22 protein-coding genes, 1 pseudogene, 2 CRISPR repeat arrays and 2 riboswitches are annotated in these 23,625 nt (G+C 46.8%); of the genes and pseudogenes, 14 read left to right on the plus strand and 9 right to left on the minus strand.

Translation table 11 applies throughout. The annotated features are described in order from the left end of the window. Window positions 1-5 precede the first annotated feature (5 nt). Window positions 6-536, plus strand: a complete 531-nt coding sequence (locus tag JOC54_RS04850; RefSeq protein ID WP_035421956.1) for a DinB family protein — start codon at window positions 6-8, stop codon at window positions 534-536. Here the strand turns inward: JOC54_RS04850 and JOC54_RS04855 are convergent. Then, window positions 533-1,315, minus strand: a complete 783-nt coding sequence (locus JOC54_RS04855) for an NUDIX hydrolase (protein ID WP_204464833.1) — start codon at window positions 1,313-1,315, stop codon at window positions 533-535. The genes JOC54_RS04850 and JOC54_RS04855 overlap by 4 nt on opposite strands. An 82-nt stretch (window positions 1,316-1,397) precedes the next feature. Between JOC54_RS04855 and JOC54_RS04860 the strand changes: the two genes are divergently transcribed. Together JOC54_RS04860 and JOC54_RS04865 are read left to right on the plus strand one after the other, a co-directional pair. After that, window positions 1,398-1,991, plus strand: a complete 594-nt coding sequence (locus JOC54_RS04860) for a histidine phosphatase family protein (RefSeq protein WP_204464835.1) — start codon at window positions 1,398-1,400, stop codon at window positions 1,989-1,991. A 271-nt stretch (window positions 1,992-2,262) separates the two neighbouring features. Then, a CRISPR array of direct repeats spans window positions 2,263-2,557; the repeat unit is 31 nt; unit sequence GTCGCACTCTGTATGGGTGCGTGGATTGAAA. A 158-nt stretch (window positions 2,558-2,715) separates the two neighbouring features. After that, a complete protein-coding gene (locus JOC54_RS04865) occupies window positions 2,716-3,237 on the plus strand; it encodes a GNAT family N-acetyltransferase (RefSeq protein WP_204464837.1) in 522 nt (173 codons plus the stop codon). A 63-nt stretch (window positions 3,238-3,300) separates the two neighbouring features. Here the strand turns inward: JOC54_RS04865 and JOC54_RS04870 are convergent, their stop codons facing one another. From JOC54_RS04870 to JOC54_RS04890, 5 genes are read right to left on the minus strand one after another with little or no spacing between them, the layout of a single operon-like run. Then, window positions 3,301-4,479 (minus strand): pyridoxal phosphate-dependent aminotransferase, encoded by a 1,179-nt coding sequence (locus JOC54_RS04870; protein WP_204464839.1) that lies wholly within the window; start codon window positions 4,477-4,479, stop codon window positions 3,301-3,303. Between the two features lie 60 nt (window positions 4,480-4,539). Next, entirely contained in the window at window positions 4,540-5,079 is a 540-nt protein-coding gene (locus tag JOC54_RS04875; protein WP_054792203.1) for a 1,2-dihydroxy-3-keto-5-methylthiopentene dioxygenase, read from the minus strand. A gap of 36 nt (window positions 5,080-5,115) precedes the next feature. Continuing rightward, window positions 5,116-5,739, minus strand: coding sequence for a methylthioribulose 1-phosphate dehydratase (locus tag JOC54_RS04880; RefSeq protein WP_204464842.1), 624 nt, complete (start codon window positions 5,737-5,739; stop codon window positions 5,116-5,118). Beyond that, complete coding sequence (locus JOC54_RS04885) at window positions 5,736-6,401, minus strand: 2-hydroxy-3-keto-5-methylthiopentenyl-1-phosphate phosphatase (protein ID WP_204464844.1); 666 nt, start codon at window positions 6,399-6,401, stop codon at window positions 5,736-5,738. The genes JOC54_RS04880 and JOC54_RS04885 overlap by 4 nt, the downstream gene beginning before the upstream one ends. Next, window positions 6,398-7,588, minus strand: a complete 1,191-nt coding sequence (locus tag JOC54_RS04890; protein ID WP_204464848.1) for a 2,3-diketo-5-methylthiopentyl-1-phosphate enolase — start codon at window positions 7,586-7,588, stop codon at window positions 6,398-6,400. The genes JOC54_RS04885 and JOC54_RS04890 overlap by 4 nt, the downstream gene beginning before the upstream one ends. A gap of 89 nt (window positions 7,589-7,677) precedes the next feature. Next, a riboswitch (SAM riboswitch) is annotated at window positions 7,678-7,791 on the minus strand. A 192-nt stretch (window positions 7,792-7,983) separates the two neighbouring features. After that, window positions 7,984-8,119, plus strand: a riboswitch (SAM riboswitch). A 92-nt stretch (window positions 8,120-8,211) separates the two neighbouring features. On the opposite strand from JOC54_RS04890, the gene JOC54_RS04895 reads away from it, so the two are divergent. The 6 genes from JOC54_RS04895 to JOC54_RS04920 all read left to right on the plus strand — a co-directional run bounded on the left by JOC54_RS04895 (window position 8,212) and on the right by JOC54_RS04920 (window position 16,335). Further along, window positions 8,212-9,321, plus strand: a complete 1,110-nt coding sequence (locus JOC54_RS04895) for a sugar ABC transporter substrate-binding protein (protein ID WP_204464852.1) — start codon at window positions 8,212-8,214, stop codon at window positions 9,319-9,321. 21 nt (window positions 9,322-9,342) lie between these two features. Further along, a complete protein-coding gene (locus JOC54_RS04900) occupies window positions 9,343-10,830 on the plus strand; it encodes a sugar ABC transporter ATP-binding protein (protein ID WP_204464983.1) in 1,488 nt (495 codons plus the stop codon). Continuing rightward, a complete protein-coding gene (locus JOC54_RS04905) occupies window positions 10,823-11,794 on the plus strand; it encodes an ABC transporter permease (protein WP_204464854.1) in 972 nt (323 codons plus the stop codon). The genes JOC54_RS04900 and JOC54_RS04905 overlap by 8 nt, the downstream gene beginning before the upstream one ends. Before the next feature lie 12 nt (window positions 11,795-11,806). Continuing rightward, window positions 11,807-13,024 carry an S-methyl-5-thioribose kinase gene (gene mtnK / locus JOC54_RS04910; protein ID WP_239586576.1) on the plus strand — a complete coding sequence of 406 codons (1,218 nt, stop codon included), beginning with the start codon at window positions 11,807-11,809 and terminating at the stop codon, window positions 13,022-13,024. Then, complete coding sequence (mtnA, locus tag JOC54_RS04915; RefSeq protein ID WP_204464856.1) at window positions 13,008-14,060, plus strand: S-methyl-5-thioribose-1-phosphate isomerase; 1,053 nt, start codon at window positions 13,008-13,010, stop codon at window positions 14,058-14,060. Before mtnK ends, mtnA begins: the two co-directional genes overlap by 17 nt. Window positions 14,061-14,326: 266 nt before the next feature. Beyond that, a CRISPR array of direct repeats spans window positions 14,327-14,888; the repeat unit is 32 nt; unit sequence GTCGCACTCTTTGTGAGTGCGTGGATTGAAAT. A 226-nt stretch (window positions 14,889-15,114) separates the two neighbouring features. Next, entirely contained in the window at window positions 15,115-16,335 is a 1,221-nt protein-coding gene (locus JOC54_RS04920) for an MFS transporter (protein WP_204464858.1), read from the plus strand. A gap of 14 nt (window positions 16,336-16,349) precedes the next feature. Here JOC54_RS04920 and JOC54_RS04925 read toward each other — a convergent pair whose 3' ends face one another. After that, on the minus strand, window positions 16,350-17,591 hold the full coding sequence (locus JOC54_RS04925; RefSeq protein ID WP_204464861.1) for a serine hydrolase: 1,242 nt from the start codon (window positions 17,589-17,591) through the stop codon (window positions 16,350-16,352). Window positions 17,592-17,741: 150 nt separating this feature from the next. Between JOC54_RS04925 and JOC54_RS23495 the strand changes: the two are divergent. From JOC54_RS23495 to JOC54_RS04945, 5 genes and pseudogenes are all read left to right on the plus strand, one after another. After that, a pseudogene (locus JOC54_RS23495) lies at window positions 17,742-17,870 on the plus strand (MFS transporter); the annotation flags it as partial. A 16-nt stretch (window positions 17,871-17,886) separates the two neighbouring features. Further along, complete coding sequence (locus tag JOC54_RS04930; RefSeq protein WP_437183515.1) at window positions 17,887-18,498, plus strand: MFS transporter; 612 nt, start codon at window positions 17,887-17,889, stop codon at window positions 18,496-18,498. 31 nt (window positions 18,499-18,529) lie between these two features. Next, window positions 18,530-19,534, plus strand: coding sequence for an aldo/keto reductase (locus JOC54_RS04935; protein WP_204464863.1), 1,005 nt, complete (start codon window positions 18,530-18,532; stop codon window positions 19,532-19,534). Between the two features lie 209 nt (window positions 19,535-19,743). Beyond that, window positions 19,744-20,364 carry a glycerol-3-phosphate 1-O-acyltransferase PlsY gene (plsY, locus tag JOC54_RS04940; RefSeq protein ID WP_204464865.1) on the plus strand — a complete coding sequence of 207 codons (621 nt, stop codon included), beginning with the start codon at window positions 19,744-19,746 and terminating at the stop codon, window positions 20,362-20,364. A 237-nt stretch (window positions 20,365-20,601) separates the two neighbouring features. Further along, a complete protein-coding gene (locus JOC54_RS04945; protein WP_204464866.1) occupies window positions 20,602-21,042 on the plus strand; it encodes a hypothetical protein in 441 nt (146 codons plus the stop codon). Between the two features lie 45 nt (window positions 21,043-21,087). Here JOC54_RS04945 and JOC54_RS04950 read toward each other — a convergent pair whose 3' ends face one another. Both JOC54_RS04950 and JOC54_RS04955 read right to left on the minus strand, forming a co-directional pair. Continuing rightward, on the minus strand, window positions 21,088-22,299 hold the full coding sequence (locus tag JOC54_RS04950) for a pyridoxal-phosphate-dependent aminotransferase family protein (RefSeq protein ID WP_204464867.1): 1,212 nt from the start codon (window positions 22,297-22,299) through the stop codon (window positions 21,088-21,090). Between the two features lie 12 nt (window positions 22,300-22,311). Beyond that, window positions 22,312-23,547, minus strand: a complete 1,236-nt coding sequence (locus tag JOC54_RS04955; protein ID WP_204464868.1) for a Zn-dependent hydrolase — start codon at window positions 23,545-23,547, stop codon at window positions 22,312-22,314. Window positions 23,548-23,625 lie beyond the last annotated feature (78 nt).

Genomic DNA, 23,625 nt, shown 5'->3' on the forward strand with positions numbered 1-23,625 from the left:
CGATGATGACGATTGATTTGAAAAAAGACAGCGAGATGACGCCACTTATTGGCTTGTTCGTAGCGATGGTCGAAGAGAATTTTCTCCGCTTAACGAGAAGTTTGGAAGGGGTCAGCCCGGACGAATTGATTTACACCGGATTAAGTCACGATGCCAACAGCATAGCCCAGCTGCTTAAGCATTTAGCCTACGTTGATTTGAACTGGGTTTACCGCATTAAAGGTGATGCGATGCCGCTCTCTGTGGAATGCGCATACGGACCGATGGTAGATGAAAACGGACAGTTACCTAAGGTGGAAAATCGCACGCTAGAAGACTTGCTTTCCGCTTATGAATATGTATTGGAACAACTAAAAGAAGAATGCCGGAAGCGAACCGATGCCGAACTCCAAAAAACCGTTGCCTATGAAGAAGGAAAAACAGCAACGATTCAGTGGGGCATTTGGCATATGGCTGATCATAGCCGCTACCATCAGGCGCATATCAATCAATTAAGAAGCTGGTTTAAGCAGGAACGTGGGATAAGATGTAGCTAATTGTACTCCTTTGTCGCCTCAAACCGTGTCAGAAGTTCATATGGCCTGACTCGGTTTGCTTCATAGGGCAAGTAGTTCTCTGTAAAAGCGTCAAGCGTTCGGTTCTTAAGTTGTTCACGTGTAATCCATTTATCTACATTGTCTTTAGACAGTTCTTGAAAAACAACCTCTGGTGTTTCTTGCCCATCCGGCTGCAATGTCCCAGATAGATAATCGCCTCTAAAGACAACGCAGATCACGCCACTCGTGACGTTTTGATAGATTCCGGTAATTCCTCGCAACGAAACCGCAACGCCGGTCTCTTCTAAAATCTCGCGGTGAATCGCCTCTTCCAATGTTTCACCTTCTTCAACCTGACCACCTGGAATTTCCATCGTATCAGCACGATGAAGATTGCGGACAAGGAGCGTTTCGTTTGCGTCATTCGTAATTAATCCAGCAACCGAGACAATCTGTTTTGGAGGATGATATGAGGAGGGAGCTGTTGAGGTAAGAAATTCCTGCGTACTTTCCAAAAACAGCGGACCGAGCTCCTGCCGTTTTTTCTGAGCTTGCTTATGTAAATCACTTGCCCGAATGCTCGTTTCAATGGATTCATAGTGCTCTTTGCTTGTATAAGACCAGATCGCCACAATTTCCGTGTGCGTATCGTTCGTCCAGCGTCCAATTAATTTCGCACCGTGCTGACGTTGATTCGGGTACAAATAGGTATGGAAAAAAAGATTAAAAGGCTCAAGCATCTCAGGTAAAATCTTGTACGTTTTACGACGATAAATCATAGAATGAAAGCCTCCTTCTTCTTTTTCAATTCGACATTGTTTTAAAAAATCCTATCATCTATTAAAAAGGAGATGAATCGAAATGACGATTATTTACTTGGTTCGCCATGCCGAATCACCACATTTATTCGGTCAAGAGCGGACGAGAGGACTAACAGAAGCAGGTTGGACAGCAACAAAAGCTGTAACGAAGTGCTTGGAGGAAGAACAGATCGATGCCGTTGTCTCTAGTGCCTATACGAGAGCGGTGCAGACGGTTGAGGGCATTGCCGTAAAAAAAGGGTTAACCGTTCAAACATACGAAGGGTTAATTGAAAGACCGATTAAAGGGCTCGATTACAAATTGCCCGAACAAGAGCTGTTCGACGCAATTGAACGCTCCTTTGCAGATCCCGACTATTGCCTCCCTGGCGGAGAAACGATGCGTGAGGCGCAGGATCGATCGATTCCAATTATGCGAGAATTACTCTCTAACTATAAAGACGGAACGATCGTCCTTGGAACACACGGAACAATTATGACCGTGATTCTCCATTATTTCGATTCAAACTATGCATTTGATTTCTGGAAAAGCACAACAAAGCCGGATATATACAAACTCACGTTTAAAGAAGAGCAGCTGGTCGATGTGAGCCGGGTGTGGGAAGCAAGTGAACAGACGAAATTTGTACGTTAAATTTTGTGAGGGAACCATTTTTTGACTAAAACACGTATTTAAGGTTGAATATTCTTAAAAATAATTTGCTAGAATAATAGAAAGTAGTAAAATAAGATATTGGTGAGGACCCGAAGCGAACATAAAAAGCCTAGGAGACCCGCACCAAAAAATGCATTAATTATGTGTAAATGTGTAATAGGGAAGAGAGTTTAGCATTGATTAGTAGCTTGATCTAAATGGTTAAGAGGATAAATGCTAGAGTTTTGGCGTTTTTTGTAGTAAAAACGCTGTCGCACTCTGTATGGGTGCGTGGATTGAAATTGGATTGTTGCCCCACAAACCTTTTCTAACTTCCGTCGCACTCTGTATGGGTGCGTGGATTGAAATCTCTGTGGTTAGCATAAATTCTCCACCGTATTCAGTCGCACTCTGTATGGGTGGGTGGATTGAAATACCTCCTGAACATAATATATAACGATGTTTAAACGTCGCACTCTGTATGGGTGCGTGGATTGAAATACCGAATAGATGAGTGTTGTCTTTAGATGCTTTAGTCGCACTCTGTATGGGTGCGTGGATTGAAACCCAATTGACGCCGCGCGCCTCCGTATGATAGAGCTCGCCGCACTCTACATGAGTGCATTAATTAAAATCCATCGCTACACGAGCTAACATTTACCAATAATAGTTTGATTGGTTTCAGCCGTTTTTGTGGTTTGTTTTAAAAGGGGGAGAGATCGTCATGATCGAATTGCGAAAAGTAAATGAGGACAACATTGAAGAAGTTATTGCACTTGAGGTTGGCGAGGGACAAAAAGAGTTAATAGAAGTGACGAATCTTAGGTGTATTGCCGATGCGTATGTGCTAAACGAAGAGGGGATACCGGCAATTCCATTTGCTATCTATGCAGATGGCGTTGTAGTGGGCTTTTATATGTATACATACGATACGACGGATCATGAGTCGTTTCAAGCGGAAGTGTTTTTTGGGAAGAAGGCTTATTTTATTTATCATTTGATGATTGGAAAGCGTTATCAAGGAAAAGGGTATGGCAAGCTTGCGTTTGAAAAAATCATGGCGGATATTGAAAAGATGCCAAGTGGTGAAGCTGACTATGTAGACCTGTTTTATCATGAAAACAATGCTGTAGCTAAAAACCTTTATGCTTCGTTTGGGTTTATTGATTCAGGCGTTATTCAGGGTCACTCGGTGCACGCCAATAAGCAGCTTGGTTTGAAAGCAACAGAACCGGCAGTCGAATAAAGCATACTCTATCATTAGCAAAAAAAAGACTGAAGCGCCCCGCTTCAGTCTTTTTCGATACAATTATCCCTTATGAAAATCCAGTTTTTCAAGCCGCTTAATAGCTTCTTCTAGCCGCTCTTCCTCCGCAAGCAAACCGATTCGCACATAACCCTCACCGTATTGACCAAATCCGTTTCCAGGGGCGACCACGAGATGCGCTTCATTTAATAAATAGTGGGCAAAGGATTCTGAAGTAAAGCCGGTTGGTACGGGCATCCAAACGAAAAAGGAACCTTTTGGGGCGTCAACTTTAAGACCAATTCGTTTTAAGCCTGCGATAAAGACGTTACGCCGTTTTTCATAGCGAGTGGCGAGCTCTTTAGCCTCTTGCTGGTCTGACAGGAGTGCGGTAGCAGCTGCCTGTTGAATGCCGCCAAATAAGCTGACGTAAAGATGGTCTTGCAGCAAATTAATCGCTTTAATTACTGAAGCATTGCCCACAGCAAAGCCAACGCGCCAGCCGGCCATGTTATACGTTTTGGAGAGGGTATACATTTCTACGCCGGTTTCTTTCGCGCCTTCTGCTTGCAAAAAGCTCGGTGGCTTGATTCCGTCAAACCCAATGGCACCGTAGGCGAGATCATGGACAACGCAAATCCTGTTGGCCGAAGCGAAGCGGACCGTTTCCTCAAAAAATTGATGGGTGGCGACACCGGCCGTCGGGTTGTTTGGGTAATTTAAAAACAGTAGCTTCGCCTGATCAACGTCTGCTTGCGAGAAAGAAGAGTAGTCTGGTAAAAAATCGTTCTTAGCAAGGAGGGGGAAGAGGGCGGTGCGCGCTTGAGCGAGCGCAATCCCAGATGCATAGTCCGGATAGCCGGGGTCAGGCAGAAGGGCGACATCACCAGGATTAAGCAGGCATTGGCTAATTTCTACAAGCCCTGTTTTAGCGCCGAATAAAACGGCAACTTCTGTTTCTGGGTCGAGCGTAACATCGTACTCTCGTTTATAAAAGGTGGCAACGGCTTCTTTTAGAAAGTGATGCCCACTAAACGGCGAGTATTGGTGGAAGCGCGGTTCAGTGGCTGCCTCTTGGAGCGCTTCAACGATAAAGGCTGGTGTAGGCAAGTCAGGATTTCCTTGACCAAGATTAATCACGTCGTGCCCTTTGCTAATATGGTCTCGGACGGTCGCCGTTAAGCGTGCAAAAAACTGGTCTGGCAACCCTTGTAAAAGAGTAGATTGTTCAAAGTGCGTCATGAATGTCCCTCCAAAAAAAGAGGCTTAGGACAATGGTGTCGTAAGCCCCCTTTAGACGATTTAGTTCGATGTAAAAGCTGGATCATTAAATTTGTGGGCAACCCAGCCTTCTGGATCAATAAAGAGGCGGACCGCAACAACTTGTCGTTCTGATGATAGAGTGAAAAAGTGTGGCGTATCAACAGGGACGCTGATAACATCACCCGGCTCAAGCTGAACGTCGAAATAACCAACGTCTGCGCCTTTAATCACAAAGCTGCCAGAACCAGCGGTAATCGCGCGAACTTCATCTTCTGTATGTGTATGCACCTGCTCAAACTTTTTCAATAACGAATCTAAGTCCGGCGTATTTTCGTTTAAGGCAATCACATCCCAGTTTTTGTAGCCGCGACGCTCGGCGAGAGAGCGAATGTCTTCATCATAAGTTGTGAGAATTTGGGCTTTCTCGTCGTCAGTAATGTGGCAGTTGTCTTGTAGTTGAGCAGGAAGCTTTGTTGGGTCCCAGTGCTCATAAAGCACCTCTTGGCTTTCTAAAAATGCCTGTACCTTTTCTTGTCCTTTAATGATTTCCTCTGTGTCACGGATTACAATTGTCGCCATCGTTTCTTCCTCCTCAATGTCGTGTCGTGCGCTTGATTAGCGCAGCAGTAATTCTTTTTTTACTTGGTACGAAAATAAAAACTCAAATGCTTCTAGCTTCTTTTTTGCATCAAATCCGGTTTGTCCCCAGGCGGTAATGCCGTGATTGCGGATTAACACCCCATGAATATCAGGGTGGATCCGTTCAGCGACCGCAGCGGCGAGCTTTGTTAAATCTGCGAAATTCTCGACGATTGGAACGGTTAATGTTCCATCTTCCTCCCAAATGTTAAACGCTTTAATTAACTCTTGCTGGGAAAAGACGATCTCACCGCGGTCGGCATACAGTTCAGAAATAAGGTTGTTGTCGACTGTATGCACATGGAGAGAACAGCCAGCATCTGTTTTTTCATAAATGCGCTGGTGGAGCACGGTTTCAGCTGACGGTTTTAACATTGTTGGCTCAAGTGGCTTGCTGTCGGGACCGACGAGTAAGAAATCGTCAGAGGTGCGCTTGCGCTTGTCTTTTCCGCTTGCCGTCACGAGAAAGGCGAGTGGGTCATCAGCGACTTTAATGGAAAGATTGCCGCTTGTGCCAGGAAACCAGTCACGCGCTGCGAGCTCATCTTTGATGTTTGCAAGTTCTTCCCATTTCTGTGAAAGCTGCAAAGTGATTGTCATGGCGTCACTCCTGACGATTTGAGCTGGTCAATTACGGTTGAAAAGTCGGTAAATCTCGTGTACGTAAGCTGAAGCTGCTGGCATTTTTCTTCTAAAAAGTCTCCGCAAACAAAGATATGGTCTGCTAGCTTAGCTGCTTCAAGATCGGTAATCGAATCGCCGATAACAATTCGTTCGTATTGATCGGCCGGATACTGACGCAAAATCGAGGGCTTGCAGCAGCCACAATCATTTGTACAAAGAGAATCACATGCGTGGGGCCACGTAACCTCAATCGTCTCCCCGTTAAAGTCACTGCCGTTGCAGTAAAGCGCGCCATTAATCGGATAAGGCGCGAGCATCGGTTCAACAAAAAAGTCGATTCCACCGCTAACGACGTGAAGCGGTATGTTGCTTCTGTTTGTTTCGTCCACAAAATTTGCAAAACCTGGCCGAATTGTCGCCTGGGCAACGAAGGCCTGAATCTCTGCTTTTTTTGACGTCGGGATGAGCGTAAACAGCTCACCAACACCGTCGCGAATCGAGCGTTCTTGGGCAAGAATCTGATCCTTAATCGTTTCCCATTCAGGCGGGGCAAACGCGCTCATGATCGACATAATGTTGTCTTTCGTTGTGATCGTTCCGTCAAAATCACAAAAAACAATTCGTTGGCGTTTCGTCATTGCGGCACGCCCCATAGGTTGAGCGCTGCTGAAAGCTCTTTTTGCTCACGCGCTGCATCCTCAAGCGTCAGACCGTTTTGCACAGCGTCAACAGCTTGCCGGAAGGCCGTTGCCCCAGCCGCAGCACCATCAGGATGGCCGTGAATACCGCCACCTGCGTTTATGACGGAGTGAACACCGAAGTCCGCGATCAGCTGAGGGACGAGCCCAGGATGAATCCCTGCTGATGGGACAGGAAAGGCAGAGCGATAAGGTGCTTGTTCCGTTAAAGCGGATGCGATTGCCGTGGTCTCTTCCTGCGCCAGCGCAACGTTTCCGTACGGCGATGGAAACAAGACGAGATCAGCGCCAGCCGCCCGCAATAGTTTGCCAAGCAATACCTGATTGGCAATACCGTACTCAGGCGAAGCGGTTAGCGCACCTGATACTGCCGGATGAGCCATAATCGGCAGCGGGATCTCAGGATCTTCTGCAAGCGCTTGGAGAACATCAAGACCGTAGGCAAACACATTAAACAACAAGGCCGATGCCCCTAGCTCAGCTGCGCGCCGGGCCTTGTCACGCAGTTCGTACGTCCGTCCACTTAAGTTAACAGCGTACAAAACGCGCCGTCCTGTTTCTCGTTCGACTTGATCTAGCACTCGTTTGCCAATCGTCACTCGGTATTCAAACGGGGTGAGGGGATTATCGAAAAGAATTTCATCGTCTTTCACTAAATCAATGCCACCACGTGCCTGTGCTTTTAGCTGGCTTTCAAATTCATCAATCCCTTTGCCGATCATCCCTTTAAAAATGCTCATAACGAGAGGGCGGTCGGTGACTCCGAGCTGTTTGCGAATACCGTCAATTCCGTAGGTGGGCCCGGGGAACTGCTGCGCTAGCGACTCAGAAAAGGACAGGTCAACAAGCTTAATGGTTCCATCAAGAGAGAGCTTGCCAAAAACGGTTGTCAAAATTGCCGGAATATCTGGACTAAAGTTTGCCGCTGGGTAGCGGATCGTCAGCGTTGCCTGTGAACCGTCATCGGTCACGCTGACGACTTCACCTTTATGCTGCTGTAGCTGTGACTGTTCAAGTGCCGGCAGATTCGTCCAAGATCCAACTGTCAGTCCAAGCGCAATGCCTTCCGCTTTTTTATGTAGATCAGGACCGCTTGGAACGCGGTATGTTGCTGTTACATCGCTCATGGCATACCCCTTCTTTCTGTTTTAAAAAATGAAAAACGCCCACTTCGCAATAAGGAAGAGGACGTGTCTATACGACAAAAAAACGTGTCCTCTTATCTGCCACGCTGTCTGCGCGAGAGAATTAGCACCTTGAATCAGTCGCAAGACCGAAACAGGTTGCCGGGTTTCATCGGGATCGTCCCTCCACCTGCTCTACATAAGAGATTGTTTCTTTCATTCAATTGAGAATCGTTGGAACAAAGTATGACAGGGAAAAGAAAAGCTGTCAATGGCTTTTTTTTAGAAAATTGATTTGATTAATGGACTATTAGTAAGAAGAGTCTATTTTTTATGAAAAAGAGTCTTGACAAAAGCAAAGGGAGCGATTTATGATTACTCTCAACAAAAACATATTGCTCTTATCGAGAGTTGGCTGAGGGATTTGGCCCTGAGACGCCCGGCAACCGACCTTCCGTAATCAAGCGGAAACCTCCTAGAAGGTGTAAGGCACGGTGCTACTTCCAACAGGTATATTCACCTGAGAGATAAGAGACGGACCGTGCATGCTCCCGCCTCTTTCTTATTCAAAGAAGGAGGCTTTTTAACGTGGACGTTCTCGAAGGAGCAGATGGGGGAGAGAAAAAATGAATAAAACAAACAAGGGATTGATCGTGTCAGCGCTCGCACTAACGGCTTTTTTAGCAGGGTGCGGCGAGAGTGAGCAGACGGCAAGCGGGCAAGGGGGAGAGACCTCAATTGAAGGAGTACCTGAACGCTTTGCCACGGGAGAAGAGGTCAACGTGCGCGTCATTCGCAAATTAGGTGGGGACGATCATACCGCCCAGTTTTTAGCAGGGGTACAGGAGGAAGGGCAGGCGCTTGGTTTTAATGTCGACGTGTTTGCGGCAAATGGAGATACGGCAAAATTTCATGATGCCATCAACCAAGCGATTACGAGTGGCGTTGACGGCTTGATCTTATCGCACGGAGACGACGCGGCTACGGTTGATGCGGTAAAACGAGCGCGAGAGCAAGGAATTGAGGTGGTCGCCTTCGATTCTATATCCGAGCTTTCCGATCTTGATGGTGTGACCTTAACTTCGCAAGACGATGAAGCGCTCGCCCAGCTGGCGCTTGACCAACTTGTTGATGATTATAATGGAGAGGCCAACATTGCGTATTTATGGGTTGATGGATTCCCACCAATGGTGCGACGAAACGCTGTTTATACGGAGGTGCTTGAAGAGCATCCCGGAATTCAAGAGCTAAGTCGTTTTGGGGTCGCGTCTGAAGATACGAGCGTGCAAACGCAAAACGCCGTAGCTGCTTTGTTAAATCAATACCCTGAAGGAGACCTTGACGCGATTTTTGCGACATGGGATGCATTTGCGATAGGGGCAGCTCGGGCAATTCAGGAAGCTGGTCGGACCGATGTAAGCATTTATGGGATCGACGTCTCAAATGCCGATCTCCAAATCATTCAGCAAGAAGATAGCGCTTGGGCATACACTGCGGCAGTTGACCCGAAATTAATCGGAGCGATTAATACACGAATTTTAGCGAAGAAGCTTGCAGGAGAAGAGACGCCAGCAACCTACGACCTTGAAGCGACACTCATTTCCCGTGAAGATTTAGCTGGATCATCCGAACCCGTCAACATGGTCACGTTAGCGGATGTGATACCTGACTGGGGCGAAAGCGATGCGTTTGAAGAGGAATGGATAACAACTTTAAAAGACTACTACAAGCAATAGGGTGATGGTGTGAAACTTGAAATGAACGAAATCTCGCTCGCGTTTCCTGGGGTAAAAGCGCTTGAGCAAGCCGAATTTGAAGCGGAGTCTGGTGAAATTCATGCCTTAATTGGCGCGAATGGTGCCGGTAAATCAACGTTGATGAATGTCCTTGCCGGGGTGCACCAAGCCAATTCCGGTACGATCAAAATCAACGGTGAGCTGGTTGAAATCGGCACACCAAAACAAGCGCTTGCTTACGGTATTCAGCTTGTGCATCAAGAAGTCGATATGGCGCTTTTTCCGGAGTTGACCGTAACCGAAAACGTTCTATCAACACAGTTGATTACGCAAAAACCGTTGTTTCTTTCTTGGTCGGCCATGCATCGCCGTGCGGAGCAAGCTTTAAGAGAGCTGGATGTGGACATTCCCGTTAAAAAGCGAGTGATGGACTTAACGCTCGCTGAAAAGCAACTGGTGTTACTGGCGCGAGCCCTTGCGACAGAATGCCGGATTCTCATATTGGATGAGCCAACTGCGCCACTGAGCAACAGTGAAACCGCCGCGCTTTTCCGCGTTGTCAAAACGTTGAAAGAACGGGGCCTGCTGCTTGTATTCATCTCACATCGGCTTCAGGAGTTGCTTGATCACTGTGATCACATTACAGTCATGCGCGATGGCAAGCACGTGCTCAAACAAGCGGCCAATCAGCTAACGACAGGGGCAATCGTTGAAGCGATGCTTGGGAAGAAAATGGAGGCTCAGTTTCCGGATGTTCCTCGAACGAGAGGAGCAGAGTGGTTGCGGACAGAACATCTTTCCGACCATAAGCGGGTGAAAGACGTTAGCATTCGCCTTCATCAAGGTGAAATTGTCGGGCTGGCCGGTCTTGTCGGAGCGGGTAAAACGGAGCTTTGTAAACTGCTGTTTGGTGCAGCAAGAAGTCGTTCTGGAACGATAACGATTAAAGGAAAAACAGCTCGACTGAGAAGCCCTCACGAAGCGGTAAAAAAAGGGATGGCCCTTGTTCCAGAAGAACGACGCAAGGAGGGCATTTTTGTTGAAGAAACAGTTGCCCGAAATGTCACGGCTGTTAGCCTAGCCAATTTTACAACGGTTGGGGCGTTTCTAAAGGAACGAGCTGAAGGAGAGCGGGCGGAGGAAGTCGTGTCGCAGCTTGGCATTAAAACACCGAGTTTACTGACCAAGGTTCGGACGTTAAGCGGAGGAAACCAGCAAAAAATTGCGATAGGCAAGTGGATGATTGACGACGCGGATATTTACCTTTTTGATGAACCAACTAAGGGCATTGATGTCGGCGCAAAGCGTGATGTGTATCAATTAATCGCACGTCTTGCAGCCCGGGGGAAAGCGGTCTTGTTCGCCTCTTGTGAATTAGCTGAAGTGATCGGGCTATCTGACCGAATTTACGTCATGTATGACGGGAAAATTGCCCAAGAAGTAGCGCCGGATCGTACGACGGAAGAGGCGCTGTTACATCTTGCAACAGGAGGGGCAGTACATGACTAACGGCAAGCTAGATGTTGTTTCGTTTTTCTATCGATACGGTACCATTTTACTGATTGTTCTTTTAATTATTGGCTTTAGTTTAGTAAATCCTGCCTTTTTACAACCGGCAAACTTATTATCGATTTTGCGCTCCATTTCCATCGTTACGCTCATTGCGATCGGTATTACGATTAGTCTGTCAGTCGGGGGATTTGACCTCTCTGTCGGCTCGACAGCTTCGCTTGCAAATGCAGTTGTCATTAGCTTATTTGTCTGGTATGCACAGCCAACTTGGATCGCGCTTATTACTGGGTTCGCTGTTGCGCTTTGTATCGGATTATTTAACGCCTGGATGATTGTGAAAATTCGCATTCCAGATTTGCTGCTCACGTTAGCGGTGATGTTTATTGTCCAAGGAATTGCCCTGACCTATACGCGGGGCGCGACGATTTCTCAGAACATGATTATGAGTGATGGAAGTTATGCAACGGGTCAAATTCCTGAGGCATTTAGCCTACTTGGACGCCTACCGTACATTATTATCATTATGATTGTTGCCGTCATTGTTGTTCATCTGTTTTTAACGTACACAAAACATGGGCGCTACATGTACATGATCGGTGGCAATGAGGAAGCGGCGCGCCTTTCTGGAATCGCGGTGAACCGTTATAAAGTGCTTGCCTACAGCTTAAGTGCTTTCTTTGCTGCCCTTGGAGGAATGGTGCTTGCCTCACGAGTCATGACGGCGGAAATAAACGCCGGTGGACCCTATTTGATGGACGCGGTTGCCGCTGCATTTATTGGCTTTGCGGTATTGGGGGCAGGTAAACCAAACGCATTTGGTACGTTTATCGGTGCGATTTTAATTGGTATTTTAGCAAATGGCCTTATTTTATTAAATGTTCCTTACTATGCAATGGATATTGTCAAAGGCTCCGTTCTGGCATTGGCTTTAGCGGTGACGTATTACAAACAAACAAATTAGGGGGAGAAAACGATGACGCAAGAAGGCATTATGACAGAGACGGAAGTTATCACGTATGTGAAAGCGACGCTTGATTTCTTTGATGAAACTGCCGAGCTTGCCTGTACTGAAATTGGCGATGGCAATTTAAACTACGTGTTTCACGTTGTTGATCAAGCAAGCGACAGGTCGCTCATTGTCAAACAGGCAGGTTCGGTTGCCCGAATCTCCGACGAATTCATTGTCTCGCCTGATCGAAATCGGATTGAAACGGAAATCTTGCGCTTGCAAGGCACGCTCGCACCAGGCTATGTACCGGAAGTCTATCACTATGACGGGGAGAAAAACTGTGTCGTCATGGAGGATTTATCCGACTATACGATCCTGCGCAAAGCTTTACTTGAGCAGCGACAGTTCCCAGAGCTTGCGGAACATCTATCCACGTTTCTCGTTGAAACGCTCGTATCAACGTCTGATCTTGTGCTCAACCATAAGGAGAAAAAAGAGCTCGTTAAGTCTTTCACGAACCCGGAGTTATGCGAAATAACCGAGGATCTTGTCTACACAGAACCGTTCTTCCCACACCCTCGAAACGACGTTTTTGCCGGCACGCGCCCCTATGTTGAGCAAGAGATTTGGGGAGACAATCGCTTGGCGCTGGAAACGGCAAAGCTGAAGTTTCATTTTTTAACACACGCGCAAGCGCTGCTTCACGGCGATTTACACACCGGTTCGATTTTTGTGACGCCAACAGAGACAAAGGTAATTGATCCGGAGTTTGCCTTCTATGGCCCGGCAGGCTACGACATCGGTAACCTAATCGCCAACTTCATTTTTGCCTACGTTCATAGCGGCTACACGAGTGAAGGAGCGGAGCAGGAATCATTCCAAGCATACATTCTCGAAACGATAGAAACGCTCGTTGATTCGTTTCGGACAAAGTTTGTTCTGGCATTTGAAGCGAAAGCAACGGAGCCGGTTGCTCGCTACGAAGGTTTTCTCGAACACTATTTAGCAGGTGTAGTAGAAGATGCCATCGCTGTCGCAGGGCTGGAGCTCTGTCGCCGCGTCATTGGGATTGCGAAGGTCGCTGATCTGACGAGCATCACCGATGAGCAGGCCCGGACGGAAGCGGAAATAACCTGTTTAACACTTGGAAAAACGTTTATTCTTGAGCGGGCAAACTATCAAACTGGTAGCTCGATCACAGACGCAATCAAAGGAGTTCCCCCTTATGCCGGCAACCATTGAATCAGTCAAACTAACCGAAGAAAACACGCTCGTCATTCTTGATCAAACGCTGTTGCCAAACGAACTCGTTTATCGGACACTTCGAACAAAAGAAGATGTGTGGCAAGCGATTGTCGCGCTTCAAGTGCGTGGTGCGCCAGCAATTGGCATTGCTGCTGCTTACGGAGCTTATGTTGAACTGGCCCGCTACAGCTATGATTCGATTAGCGATTTCCGACAGACGTTTGCCACCATAAAAGACTATCTCGCTTCATCTAGACCGACCGCGGTCAATCTGGCATGGGCGCTCGAGCGCTTAGAGAAAGTCGTAAGCCAACCGTGGAATGGAGCAGAAGCAGCGCTCCAAGCAGTCCGTGGGGAAGCGGAAGCGATCCGCACAGAAGATGCCTGCGTCTGCGAAGCAATTGGCCGCCATGCGCTAACGCTCTTGAATAATCAAGCCGGCATTCTGACTCATTGCAATGCTGGTGGAATCGCCACGGCCAAGTACGGCACAGCGCTCGCACCGCTGTTTCTTGGCAAGGAACAAGGCTATGACTTTCACGTCTACGCCGATGAAACAAGGCCGCTGCTGCAAGGTGCGCGCCTAACCGCATGGGAGCTGCAGCAAGCTCAGATTGACGTCACGTTAATTTGCGATAACATGGCATCAATTGTCATGCAACAAGGCAAAGTTGATGCCGTCATTGTCGGCTGTGACCGCGTCGCCGCAAACGGCGATACCGCCAATAAAATTGGCACATCGGGCCTCGCAATTCTCGCAAACTATTACGGCATTCCGTTCTACGTCTGTGCCCCAACATCAACGATCGACGTCACTTGTCAAACAGGAGCAGACATCGAGATAGAAGAGCGGGCAGGATCAGAAATTACTGAAGCCTGGTATGAAAAACCAATGGCTCCAGCAGGCGTCAAAACCTATAATCCCGCATTCGATGTGACCGATCACACGCTTATTAGCGCCATTATCACTGAACACGGTATCATTCGCCCAGCATATAAAGAAGCAATTGCCGCGCATGTGCATGTGGGGTAAATGGAAAGAAAATTGTTTATTCGATCTATCTCCTTTATCCAAATTCTGTTATCCTTTAGGTAGAGCAGAATTTGGATAAATGTCGTGATGACGCATGGTGCGGATCCTAAGCGAACATAAAATCCCTAGGAGACCCGCACCAAAAAATGAGGTGATTGTGTAACAGTTTGTGAGGTTTTTCTGGATTAGCATTCGTTTTTCGGCTTAGTTGGTAAAATGTATTAGATAAATGTTGTCGTTTCGAGCGGATTGCGGCTTAAATCGCTGTCGCACTCTTTGTGAGTGCGTGGATTGAAATAGACATAAATTTTGTTAAGAATATAAATAAAGCGTCGCACTCTTTGTGAGTGCGTGGATTGAAATCTACCTCTTTGTCGTACCAAAAACTAGTATCAGGTCGCACTCTTTGTGAGTGCGTGGATTGAAATTTAAGCCAACTGGTATTCCTATGCTTGATCTCAGTCGCACTCTTTGTGAGTGCGTGGATTGAAATTAAAACAAAACACTACGAAGAAACTCCCTAACGGTCGCACTCATTGTGAGTGCGTGGATTGAAATACGGAGCGGTTAAATGCCCGCATTAGTGGTGGTGAACGTCGCACTCATTGTGAGTTCATGGATTGAAATAGCTCCTTTTTATTTTGGTTTTATGTATGTTCGTGTCGCACTCCCTGTGAATGCGTGGATTGAAATAAGTACAGGGAATCATCTCCATTTTGAGATAAGAGTCGCACTCCTTGTGAGTGCGCGGATTGAAATCCTTTTTGCACGAAGTTTCGAATCAGAAGGTTGAGGGGTCGCACTCATTGTGAGTGCGTGGATTGAAATAGAATACGCCTTACTTCCGTTTATCCGAACTTGGGTCGCACTCACTATAAGTGCGACTTATAAAATTAACATCCTATGTTTTCATCAACACGTGGCTAGAGACAGCCTCGCCTCTTCGTAAAAACTTAATAAAGGTTATTTATTAAGTTGATTATATAAGGTACACTACATGAGAGGGTGTTGTCAGCTATGCCATTTGCTGAATTCATTTGCGGGGAGGGTTTACATGGCTACGGCTTTTCTAGTCATTATTTATCTAGCATTTATTAGTTTAGGGTTGCCTGATTCTCTTTTGGGGACAGCTTGGCCAATTATAAGCAAAGACCTGACGTTGCCACTTAGTGCGGCTGGGGCAATTTCAATGGTTATTGCAGGAGGGACAATTGTTTCTAGTTTGACCAGCCGTTTTCTAATTGAACGATTTGGAACGGGTTTTCTGGCTTTTATCAGCTGTGTTCTTACAGCGGGTGCTTTGCTTGGTTTTGCATTTGCACCTTCGTTGTTGTGGTTTCTGCTTTTGGCTGTTCCATTGGGGTTAGGAGGAGGGGCAGTAGATGTAGCTTTAAATAATTTCGTGGCTGAAAATTACAAAGCTCATCATATGAACTGGCTTCATTGTTTTTGGGGAGTAGGTGCAACTGCTGGACCGTTTATTATGGGGATGACATTAGCCGATTCAGGTTCATGGAGAGCTGGATATGTTGTTGTTGCGGTGATGCAATTTGCGCTTGTTATTATTTTATTCGTTTCAATTCCATTATGGAAAAAAGTAGCTGCTCAAAAGAACAATCAAGAGCTTCAAGTAGAGGATGAAGCATTGAGTCAACCTTATGAAAAGAACATTCTTCGTTTGAGGGGGATCAAGCCTTCTTTAGCTTCATTTATGTTTTGTGCGGGTACGGAAGCTACTGTCGGACTTTGGGGAGCGAGTTACCTCGTATTCGCGCGCGGGGTGTCTGTTGAGAATGCGGCGCTATTAATCTCGCTTTATTATGGAGGTATTACGATTGGGCGCTTTGTGACAGGCTTTATCTCTTTTAAGGTTAGTAATCGAATATTAATCCTTGCAGGACAGGTATGTGCAATTGTCGGTGTTGTTTTTCTACTTGATCCCATTTCACCAAGCATCTCGATTGTTGGGTTGTTAATTATTGGTTTGGGTTTAGCTCCTATTTATCCAGGGCTGCTGCACGAAACACCAAGGCGGTTTGGAAAACGGAATTCTGCTCGGTTAATGGGCTATCAAATGGCGGTTGCCTATACAGGCAGCACATTTTTCCCGCCATTATTTGGGCTACTAGCAGATTGGACGACGCTCGCTTTGCTTCCTTTTATTATTCTAGTGTTTTTAACGAGTATGTTAGTCTGTTCAGAAATAGTTGTGCGCGGTTTACGTGTTCAAAAAAAAGCTAGAAATGAAGCGAAGCCCCCTACCAACATCGAGTAGGGGGCTCTTTCTTATTATAAAATCTCGAGCATTTCTGCTTGAAACTCTGGATCTTCAATAAAGCGCTGGAGGAAACGGGGATAGTTGCGTGTTAGTTTGAAGCTTTGCCACATCGATAAATCGTCGGCAAACATGCTCCACTGAATGACATCGCCATCCTCTGTTTCAAAAAAACGGGCGCCGGTTAAGACAAAAGCGGTTGAACCGCCTTTTCCTCCGGTCTGTTCAAATCCGTTTAACTCGGGATAGGGATCGGCTAGTATAGCAAGAAAGTATGCGGTTGTTTCTGCGTCTGCCCATTCACCGGTCTGGACGCGATAGAGCCACTCGCTGTATTCAGCCGTTGTGGAGGCGGGGAGCCAGTCGGACCAATAGCGCTGGTCGCCGATAGGCAGGCTCAACTCTTTCTCATTTGCGGTTTTCTTTCCGGCAACAATCTCTTGATGAATCGCTAGAGCTTGCTCTTTGTATTCAGGAAATGTCAATTCCTCTAAGTCATCGGCACGCTCTTCGATAGCGAGGATACCGCTGACAAACGGAATCAGATCGTCATGCGCCGTTAACCCCCAACTGTCAATCCGTTCGTTGATGTGGTCGATTCCCAGTCGCTCAAGCATGTAATCAGTGTTCGCATTTGAACTAAATGAAATCATGCCGCGGACAACTTCGGCAAGGGATACGGTTGGTTCACCGACATCATCCAACCAAGCAGGGTGAGCACCGCCATCGGAGTTAGGTAAGTAGAACTTCTCTAGCTCTGACGTTTCTATTTGTTCATTCGGATCAATGGTGCCTGCCGTGACTTCTTCAGCAAAAACAGCAGCAATCGTCATCTTTGCCGTGCTTGCAAGGGGGAAGTTGGTCTCGCTGTTTCGACTAGCAAGCTCTTCACCGTTTACTGCAAAATAATAAGAGCTTGTTGGATTCGTTGTTAAATGGTCCAACACATAATCAAGATCTTCTCTTAAGATAAAATAAGCGACGCTTCCCGCTATCAGGGCAAGAACTCCGATTGAAATAGCCCCGGCTTTCGTATATGTTTTTCGATCGACTAAAAACATGACGACAACTAAAGCGCCTATTCCGAGGAATAAATTAATCTGAAAGAATGTTGCGAAAACGATGAGGAGCAGAGCGGCTGTCGTCGTGCCAATGGCGTTTATGTAGCCCCACTTTGTTCGGTTTTTTTCTTTTAATAAAGGGAGGATGCTGATGACAGCGAATCCAAGGATAATGATTAAGGTGAGAGTAGGCATGGCTGTTCCTTTCTTTTTGCTCTAGTGATGTGTGTATTAGATACGTACGCTTTGTCTCATAAAAAAGTTTCATTGATTGTCTTGACCTAGAGTAGACTCTAAGATTTATAGTGACGATAGGGGGAATACTTTCAAAAGGGGTATGAGCGCATGGAGCGTCTTTGGACAAAGCCGTTTATCTTAATGACGGTGAGCCTATTGTTTTTATTCACGTCGTTTTACATGCTTTATCCAACAATGCCACTCTACATTGTGGAGCTTATTGGTGGCGCTCGTTCTTGCTAGTCAGGTAAATGTGGCGTTTGCCAAACCGGTTTCATCGGGAAAAAGATTAATTTTGTTTGATAAGCAGATTATTCCCGTCTCGGTTTCAACGTTTTTTGTGTTTGTTTCCTACGGGGGAATTACGACGTTCATTCCCTTATACGCGGCGAGCATCTCCTTTCATTCAGGCACTTTCTTTTTCATTTATGCACTAACGCTGTTGCTGACGAGGCCGGTTGCTGGTATGCTGGCGGACCGTTATTCAGACAAGATGGTTATTGTGCCGGCGCTCGGCGTTACGATGGTTGCGTTAGTCATTCTCGCTTTCTTTCCTAGTGCTACTGGAATGATTGCGGCGTCAATTTTATACGGGATTGGCTTTGGTTCGGTCCAGCCAGCGCTACAAGCAACCACGATCCGACGTGTTGCAACTGAGCGAATAGGCAGTGCCAATGCGTCGTTTTCGACCGCGACCGATTTAGGAATTGGCCTTGGTGCGATGCTGCTAGGCGTGGTCTCGCAGTTTACCTCATTCCGGATGCTGTTTCTTGTCAGTGCGGTGTCGGTTCTGTTATCGCTGCTCGTTTTTACAGTCATTCAGCGAAATGAAAAAGTAAAAGAGAACACTCGTAAGACGGCGTAACGCCTTTAATAAAAAACTGGAGGTAGAAAAGATGAAGTATACAAAGCTTGGTCATTCTGGTTTAGACGTATCGCGTATCTGTTTAGGGGCAATGGGGTTTGGAGATCCGACTAATTGGATCCACGATTGGGTGTTACCGGAAGAAGAGAGCCGACCGATTATCAAAAAAGCGCTGGATCTCGGTATTAACTTTTTCGATACAGCAAACGTTTACTCGATTGGCGAAAGTGAACGAATTCTTGGAAAAGCGCTGAAGGACTATGCGAAGCGCGATGATGTTGTGCTTGCTACAAAAGTTCATTTTGGCATGCGTGGCGACGTGCCTAACAGTGGTGGTTTATCACGAAAAGAAATCATGACGGAAATAAACCACAGCTTAGAGCGGCTTGGAACAGACTACGTCGATCTGTACATCATCCACCGCTGGGATTATCATACACCAATTGAAGAAACGATGGAGGCGCTCCACGACTTAGTTAAGTCCGGTAAAGTTCGCTACATCGGGGCGAGCGCGATGTATGCATGGCAATTTCAAAAAGCGCAGTACGTTGCCGAGAAAAACGGCTGGACGAAATTTATTTCGATGCAGAACCATTATAATCTGATGTATCGCGAAGACGAACGGGAATTAATTCCGTACTGCAACGACGCAGGTGTCTCGTTAACGCCTTACAGCCCGCTTGCCTCCGGTCGTCTGACGAGAGGTTTGGATGAGCAAAGTCAGCGCTCAAAAACGGACAATACCCAGAGATCGAAATACGATAAAATGATGGATGTTGACCGCGTGATTATCGACCGAGTCGCTACCCTTGCTGATAATTATAACGTGAGCAAAGACAAAATCGCCCTCGCTTGGCTGCTGCAGAAGAACGAAGTCGCTGCCCCGATCATTGGCGCTTTAAAAGAGCGCCATCTTGAAAGTGCTGTCGGTGCTCTTGATCTCAGCTTAAAGACTGACGAGCTAGCGTTTCTGGAAGAACCGTACGTGCCGCATCCGGTTATTGGGGCATTGGCTGATCCGAGTAAAGCAAACTAGTATAAAGAGGGAACGGCTTTCTGAGGAAAGTCGTTTTTTAATGGTGCTATTATATTGAAAAATCTGTATGTTTACATAATGGTTTGCTATAATAGGGTAGAAGAGCGTCAGAGAGCAAGCACAGCATTCAAATAGAAGCATGTTTCACTCAGCTTGGCTCATAGACTAAAAGCATAGAACCTTAGCTGAGAAAAAAGGAGTAAAGCGATATGTCCATTTTATTAATTGGTGTTGCATTATTGCTTGGTTATTTCATTGGTTCATTAAATACAGCCGTTATCGTTGGCAAAGCTTATGGCAAAGACATTCGCAGCTATGGCAGCAAAAATGCTGGGTTAGCGAACACCTTACGTGTGCTTGGCAAGCCAGCGGCGGTGCTTGTGTTGGCTGGAGATATTGGCAAGGGAATTGTTGCCTGTTTGGTCGGTTTAGCGCTTGGTGTAACCTTCTCGTCTGGAGAAGCCGTTGATAGCATAAGCTTGTTAGCGGCAGGTGCGGGAGCCGTCATTGGTCATAATTGGCCTATTTATTTCAAGTTTAGAGGTGGGAAGGGTGCACTGACGGCGATTTCCGTTCTCTTTATGGTTGATTGGGTGATGGCGCTTCTCTGCCTTGGCTTCTTTGTCGTAATTGTGGCAGTTACGCGCTACGTCTCTTTAGGGACAATCAGCGCAACCATTTTGTTTGCAGGTTTAGCCTTTATCCCCATCTTTGCAAGCACGCTGTATTTCTATATCTTTGCGCTCCTGCTCGCGCTCATTGTTGTCTTTAGCCACCGGCAAAATATTCAGCGACTCTTGTCAGGTACGGAGAACAAACTAAGTTTTTAAGTTTAAGGAAAGTGAGATCGAACCATGACAAGAAAAGGATTTGGTTTAGCGGCTTGCTTGTTTTTTAAAGCTTTTTTGGCTTGACGCTGAATTGGGGCCTCCAAGCGATGTGTATAGGAAAGACTTAACTGACAGGAACGTTCCATTTTAGTTGATTCGAAGATTTTTCTGCGGGAAGACGATCTATTTAAAGTGGTCTCTTGTTGTCGTTAGTCTTTTAGGAAGGAGGTTCTTTGTTTGAAATTATGGAAGATTGCTTTAATAGGGAGTGCCGTTGCAGTTGTTGTATTGATTGTATGGCTTAAAGCACCGTCAACATCAACTGTCGCTGACGAAATTGAAAAGCTTCAAAATGAGCATGGCGAGATTCAGAGATTGACAATTACCCAGCATGCCCCGATTGATAGCGAGGCGTACGATGAATATGTCGTTATTGAAGATCTAGATGTCATTTGGGAGCTATTAAATGAAGCAGCACCAACCGCTCTTCGGACAACAGATTTAGGACCATTAATTGAGTACTCTCTCCGCATTCGAACGACAGACCGCACGTCCTACATTACGCTTTACGATGAGGGGCTTAGTATGTTGGGGACACATTTTAAAATTGAGGGGGAGAATTTGTTTGTTGCGGCAATTGAACAAAGGGATTTTGACTGGATTGAAGATGCACGCTAAATCAAACAAGGCACTCATCGAATAAATGAGTGCCTTTTCTTACTCTTACGCTTCATAATACCTAAGCGCCGCTTGAACCCCTTTTCCGCTCTCGATCGCTGCGCCCTGAAACAACAGCGTGGCTTCTAGTGCTGAGAGGGCGAACAAGATATTCTCTTTGCGGCAGCTGTAGCCCATCGAGCCGATGCGCCAGATTTTGCCGTGAAGAGGACCAAAGGAGCTGGCTATTTCGACACCGAAGTGCGTCAGCATAAAGGAGCGAACCGCATCTGCATCGATCTCGTTAGGTACGGTGACGCAGGTGACGACGGGTAATTTCTGCTCGTGCTCGACGTATAGTTCGAGCCCCATTGCTTTAATGCCGGCGATAAGGGCTTTTTCGTGATAGATGTGGCGCTCGAATCTTGATTGCAATCCTTCTTCAAGCAGGACGCGCAGGCCTTCGTGCAGACCATAAATCATGGATGTTGCTTCGGTATGATGATTCAGGCGGCGCGGGCTCCAGTAGTCTTGCAGCTGACTTAAGTCAAAGTAGTTGCTGCGGATGATGGTCGATTCTGGTTGGGTTTGGTCCTGTTCCGTTGCTATTCCGCGCTCCACTTTTTTACGGCGATTGATTACGGCTTCTGCCCGGCTGTTGTAGGTAATTGGCGCCATGCCGGAGGGAACCGACAGGCATTTCTGCGTGCCGCCAATCGCTGCGTCAACAAACCAGTCATCGACTTTAAATTCAACGCCGCCAATCGTCGCAACGGCATCAACTACAAACAAGACATCTTCGTCTCGGCAGGCGCGCCCGATCCTTTCGAGCGGCATCAAGCAGCCAGTTGACGTCTCTCCGTGAACACAGGCAAGAATTTTTGGCTGGACTTTCTTAAATTCGGCAATAACCTTATCCTCGCTAAAAACCGTGCCCCATTCGCATTCAATTGTGTGGACCTCGGCTTCAAGCCGCTCGCAAATCTCCACGAGCAAATGACCGAAGCGACCGTAAATGGGGACAAAGACACGGTCGCCCGGCTCAATTAAGCTCGTTAAAACCGCTTCTAAGCCAGAGCGGGATGTTCCATCAATTGGGTAAGCCCAGTGGTTGTTTGTTTGAAACAGCTTGCGCAACATTGCCATCGTTTCGTTCATCATTTCCGTAAATGCTGGATCAAATTGACCAAGAATCGGGGCGCTCATTGCCCGGAGAACGCGAGGTTCTGCTTCAACCGGGCCAGGGGTCATAATCGTGCGTTTGGCTATCTGGCTCATCTTGTTCTCTCCTTACGTATAGGCTAGTTCATAAATGACTTGTTTGAGCGCGTCAACGCCGATTTGTAAGTCTTCCGGCTTGGTATATTCGTGGGGTGAATGGCTGATGCCGTTCTTGCTCGGCACGAATAACAAGCAGGTTGGGACGACGGAGCCGAGAATTTGGGCATCATGACCGGCACCACTGTACATATAGCGGCTCTTTAATCCTTTTGCCTGAGCGTGCTCGTAGGCGCGTGCTGCTAGTTTTTCTGACATCGCTACTGGAGCAACATCGGAATAATGATTGACGGCAATATCAACGTCAGCGGTGCGGAGCTGATCAACAAAGCCATTGATCTTGCTGTGGTACGTTACGAGTGCTTCCTTACTAGGGTGACGAACGTCGAGGGTAAACGTCACTTTCCCTGGAATCACATTTGGTGTGTTTGGTTCGACCATCATTTGACCGACCGTTGCGACAAAAGAGACATCGGTTTTGCGGCCCGTCTCAATCAGCTTATGAATGAGCTCGGTTGCGACAGCCATCGCGTCACGGCGCTTATGCATCGGTGTTGTTCCTGCGTGATTGCTTTCCCCAGTCACGGTGAAAATAAAGCGTTTTTGCCCGACAATTCCTTTGACGATACCGAGAGACTCACCAGCATCAGCAAGAATGGCTCCTTGTTCAATGTGGAGCTCGACAAAGGCGCCAATATCGGTACGCTCTGCTGGAAGATAGTCGCCTTGACCAAAGCCGTACTGGGCCTTCGCCTCTGTAAAAGCTGTGCCATCGGCGGCTAATACATCGCTGTAGTCTTTGCCGGTATGAATGCCTGTGACGCTGCCAGAACCCCAGAAGTTTAGGGGAAAGCGACTGCCTTCTTCTTCGCAGAAAGAGACGACGTCAATCGTTTTTTGCGGCTGTCCGTGTTCTTCCAATAGTTCGGAGACCGCGAGTAGACTGGCAAGAACCCCGTATGTGCCATCGTATTTGCCACCGTTTATAACGGTATCAATATGCGAACCAGTTAATATGACGGGTTCTGCAGCTGCTTTTCCTTCCGCCCGCCCGTAAACATTGCCGCTATCATCAAAAAACGTTTTGAGCTGATGAGTTTGAAACAAATCGCTGATTTCCTGCTGGGCTTTGAACCAATCAGATGTGTAAAGAAGGCGGGTAACCCCACCGTCTGAAGTTTTGCCGATTTGGGCCATTTGCTCAATAAGCGTTGTAATCGCCGAAAGCGTTTGTTGGTTGTTTGTCATGTTCATCATCGCCTCGCTTTTCATTTAAGTCTGAAAATTTACAGTTGAATTGATCTCACATTGAGTGTACGGTTAAAC

The organism is Shouchella xiaoxiensis, from assembly GCF_016907895.1.
GTDB classification, from domain to species: Bacteria; Bacillota; Bacilli; order Bacillales; family Bacillaceae_D; genus Shouchella; species Shouchella xiaoxiensis.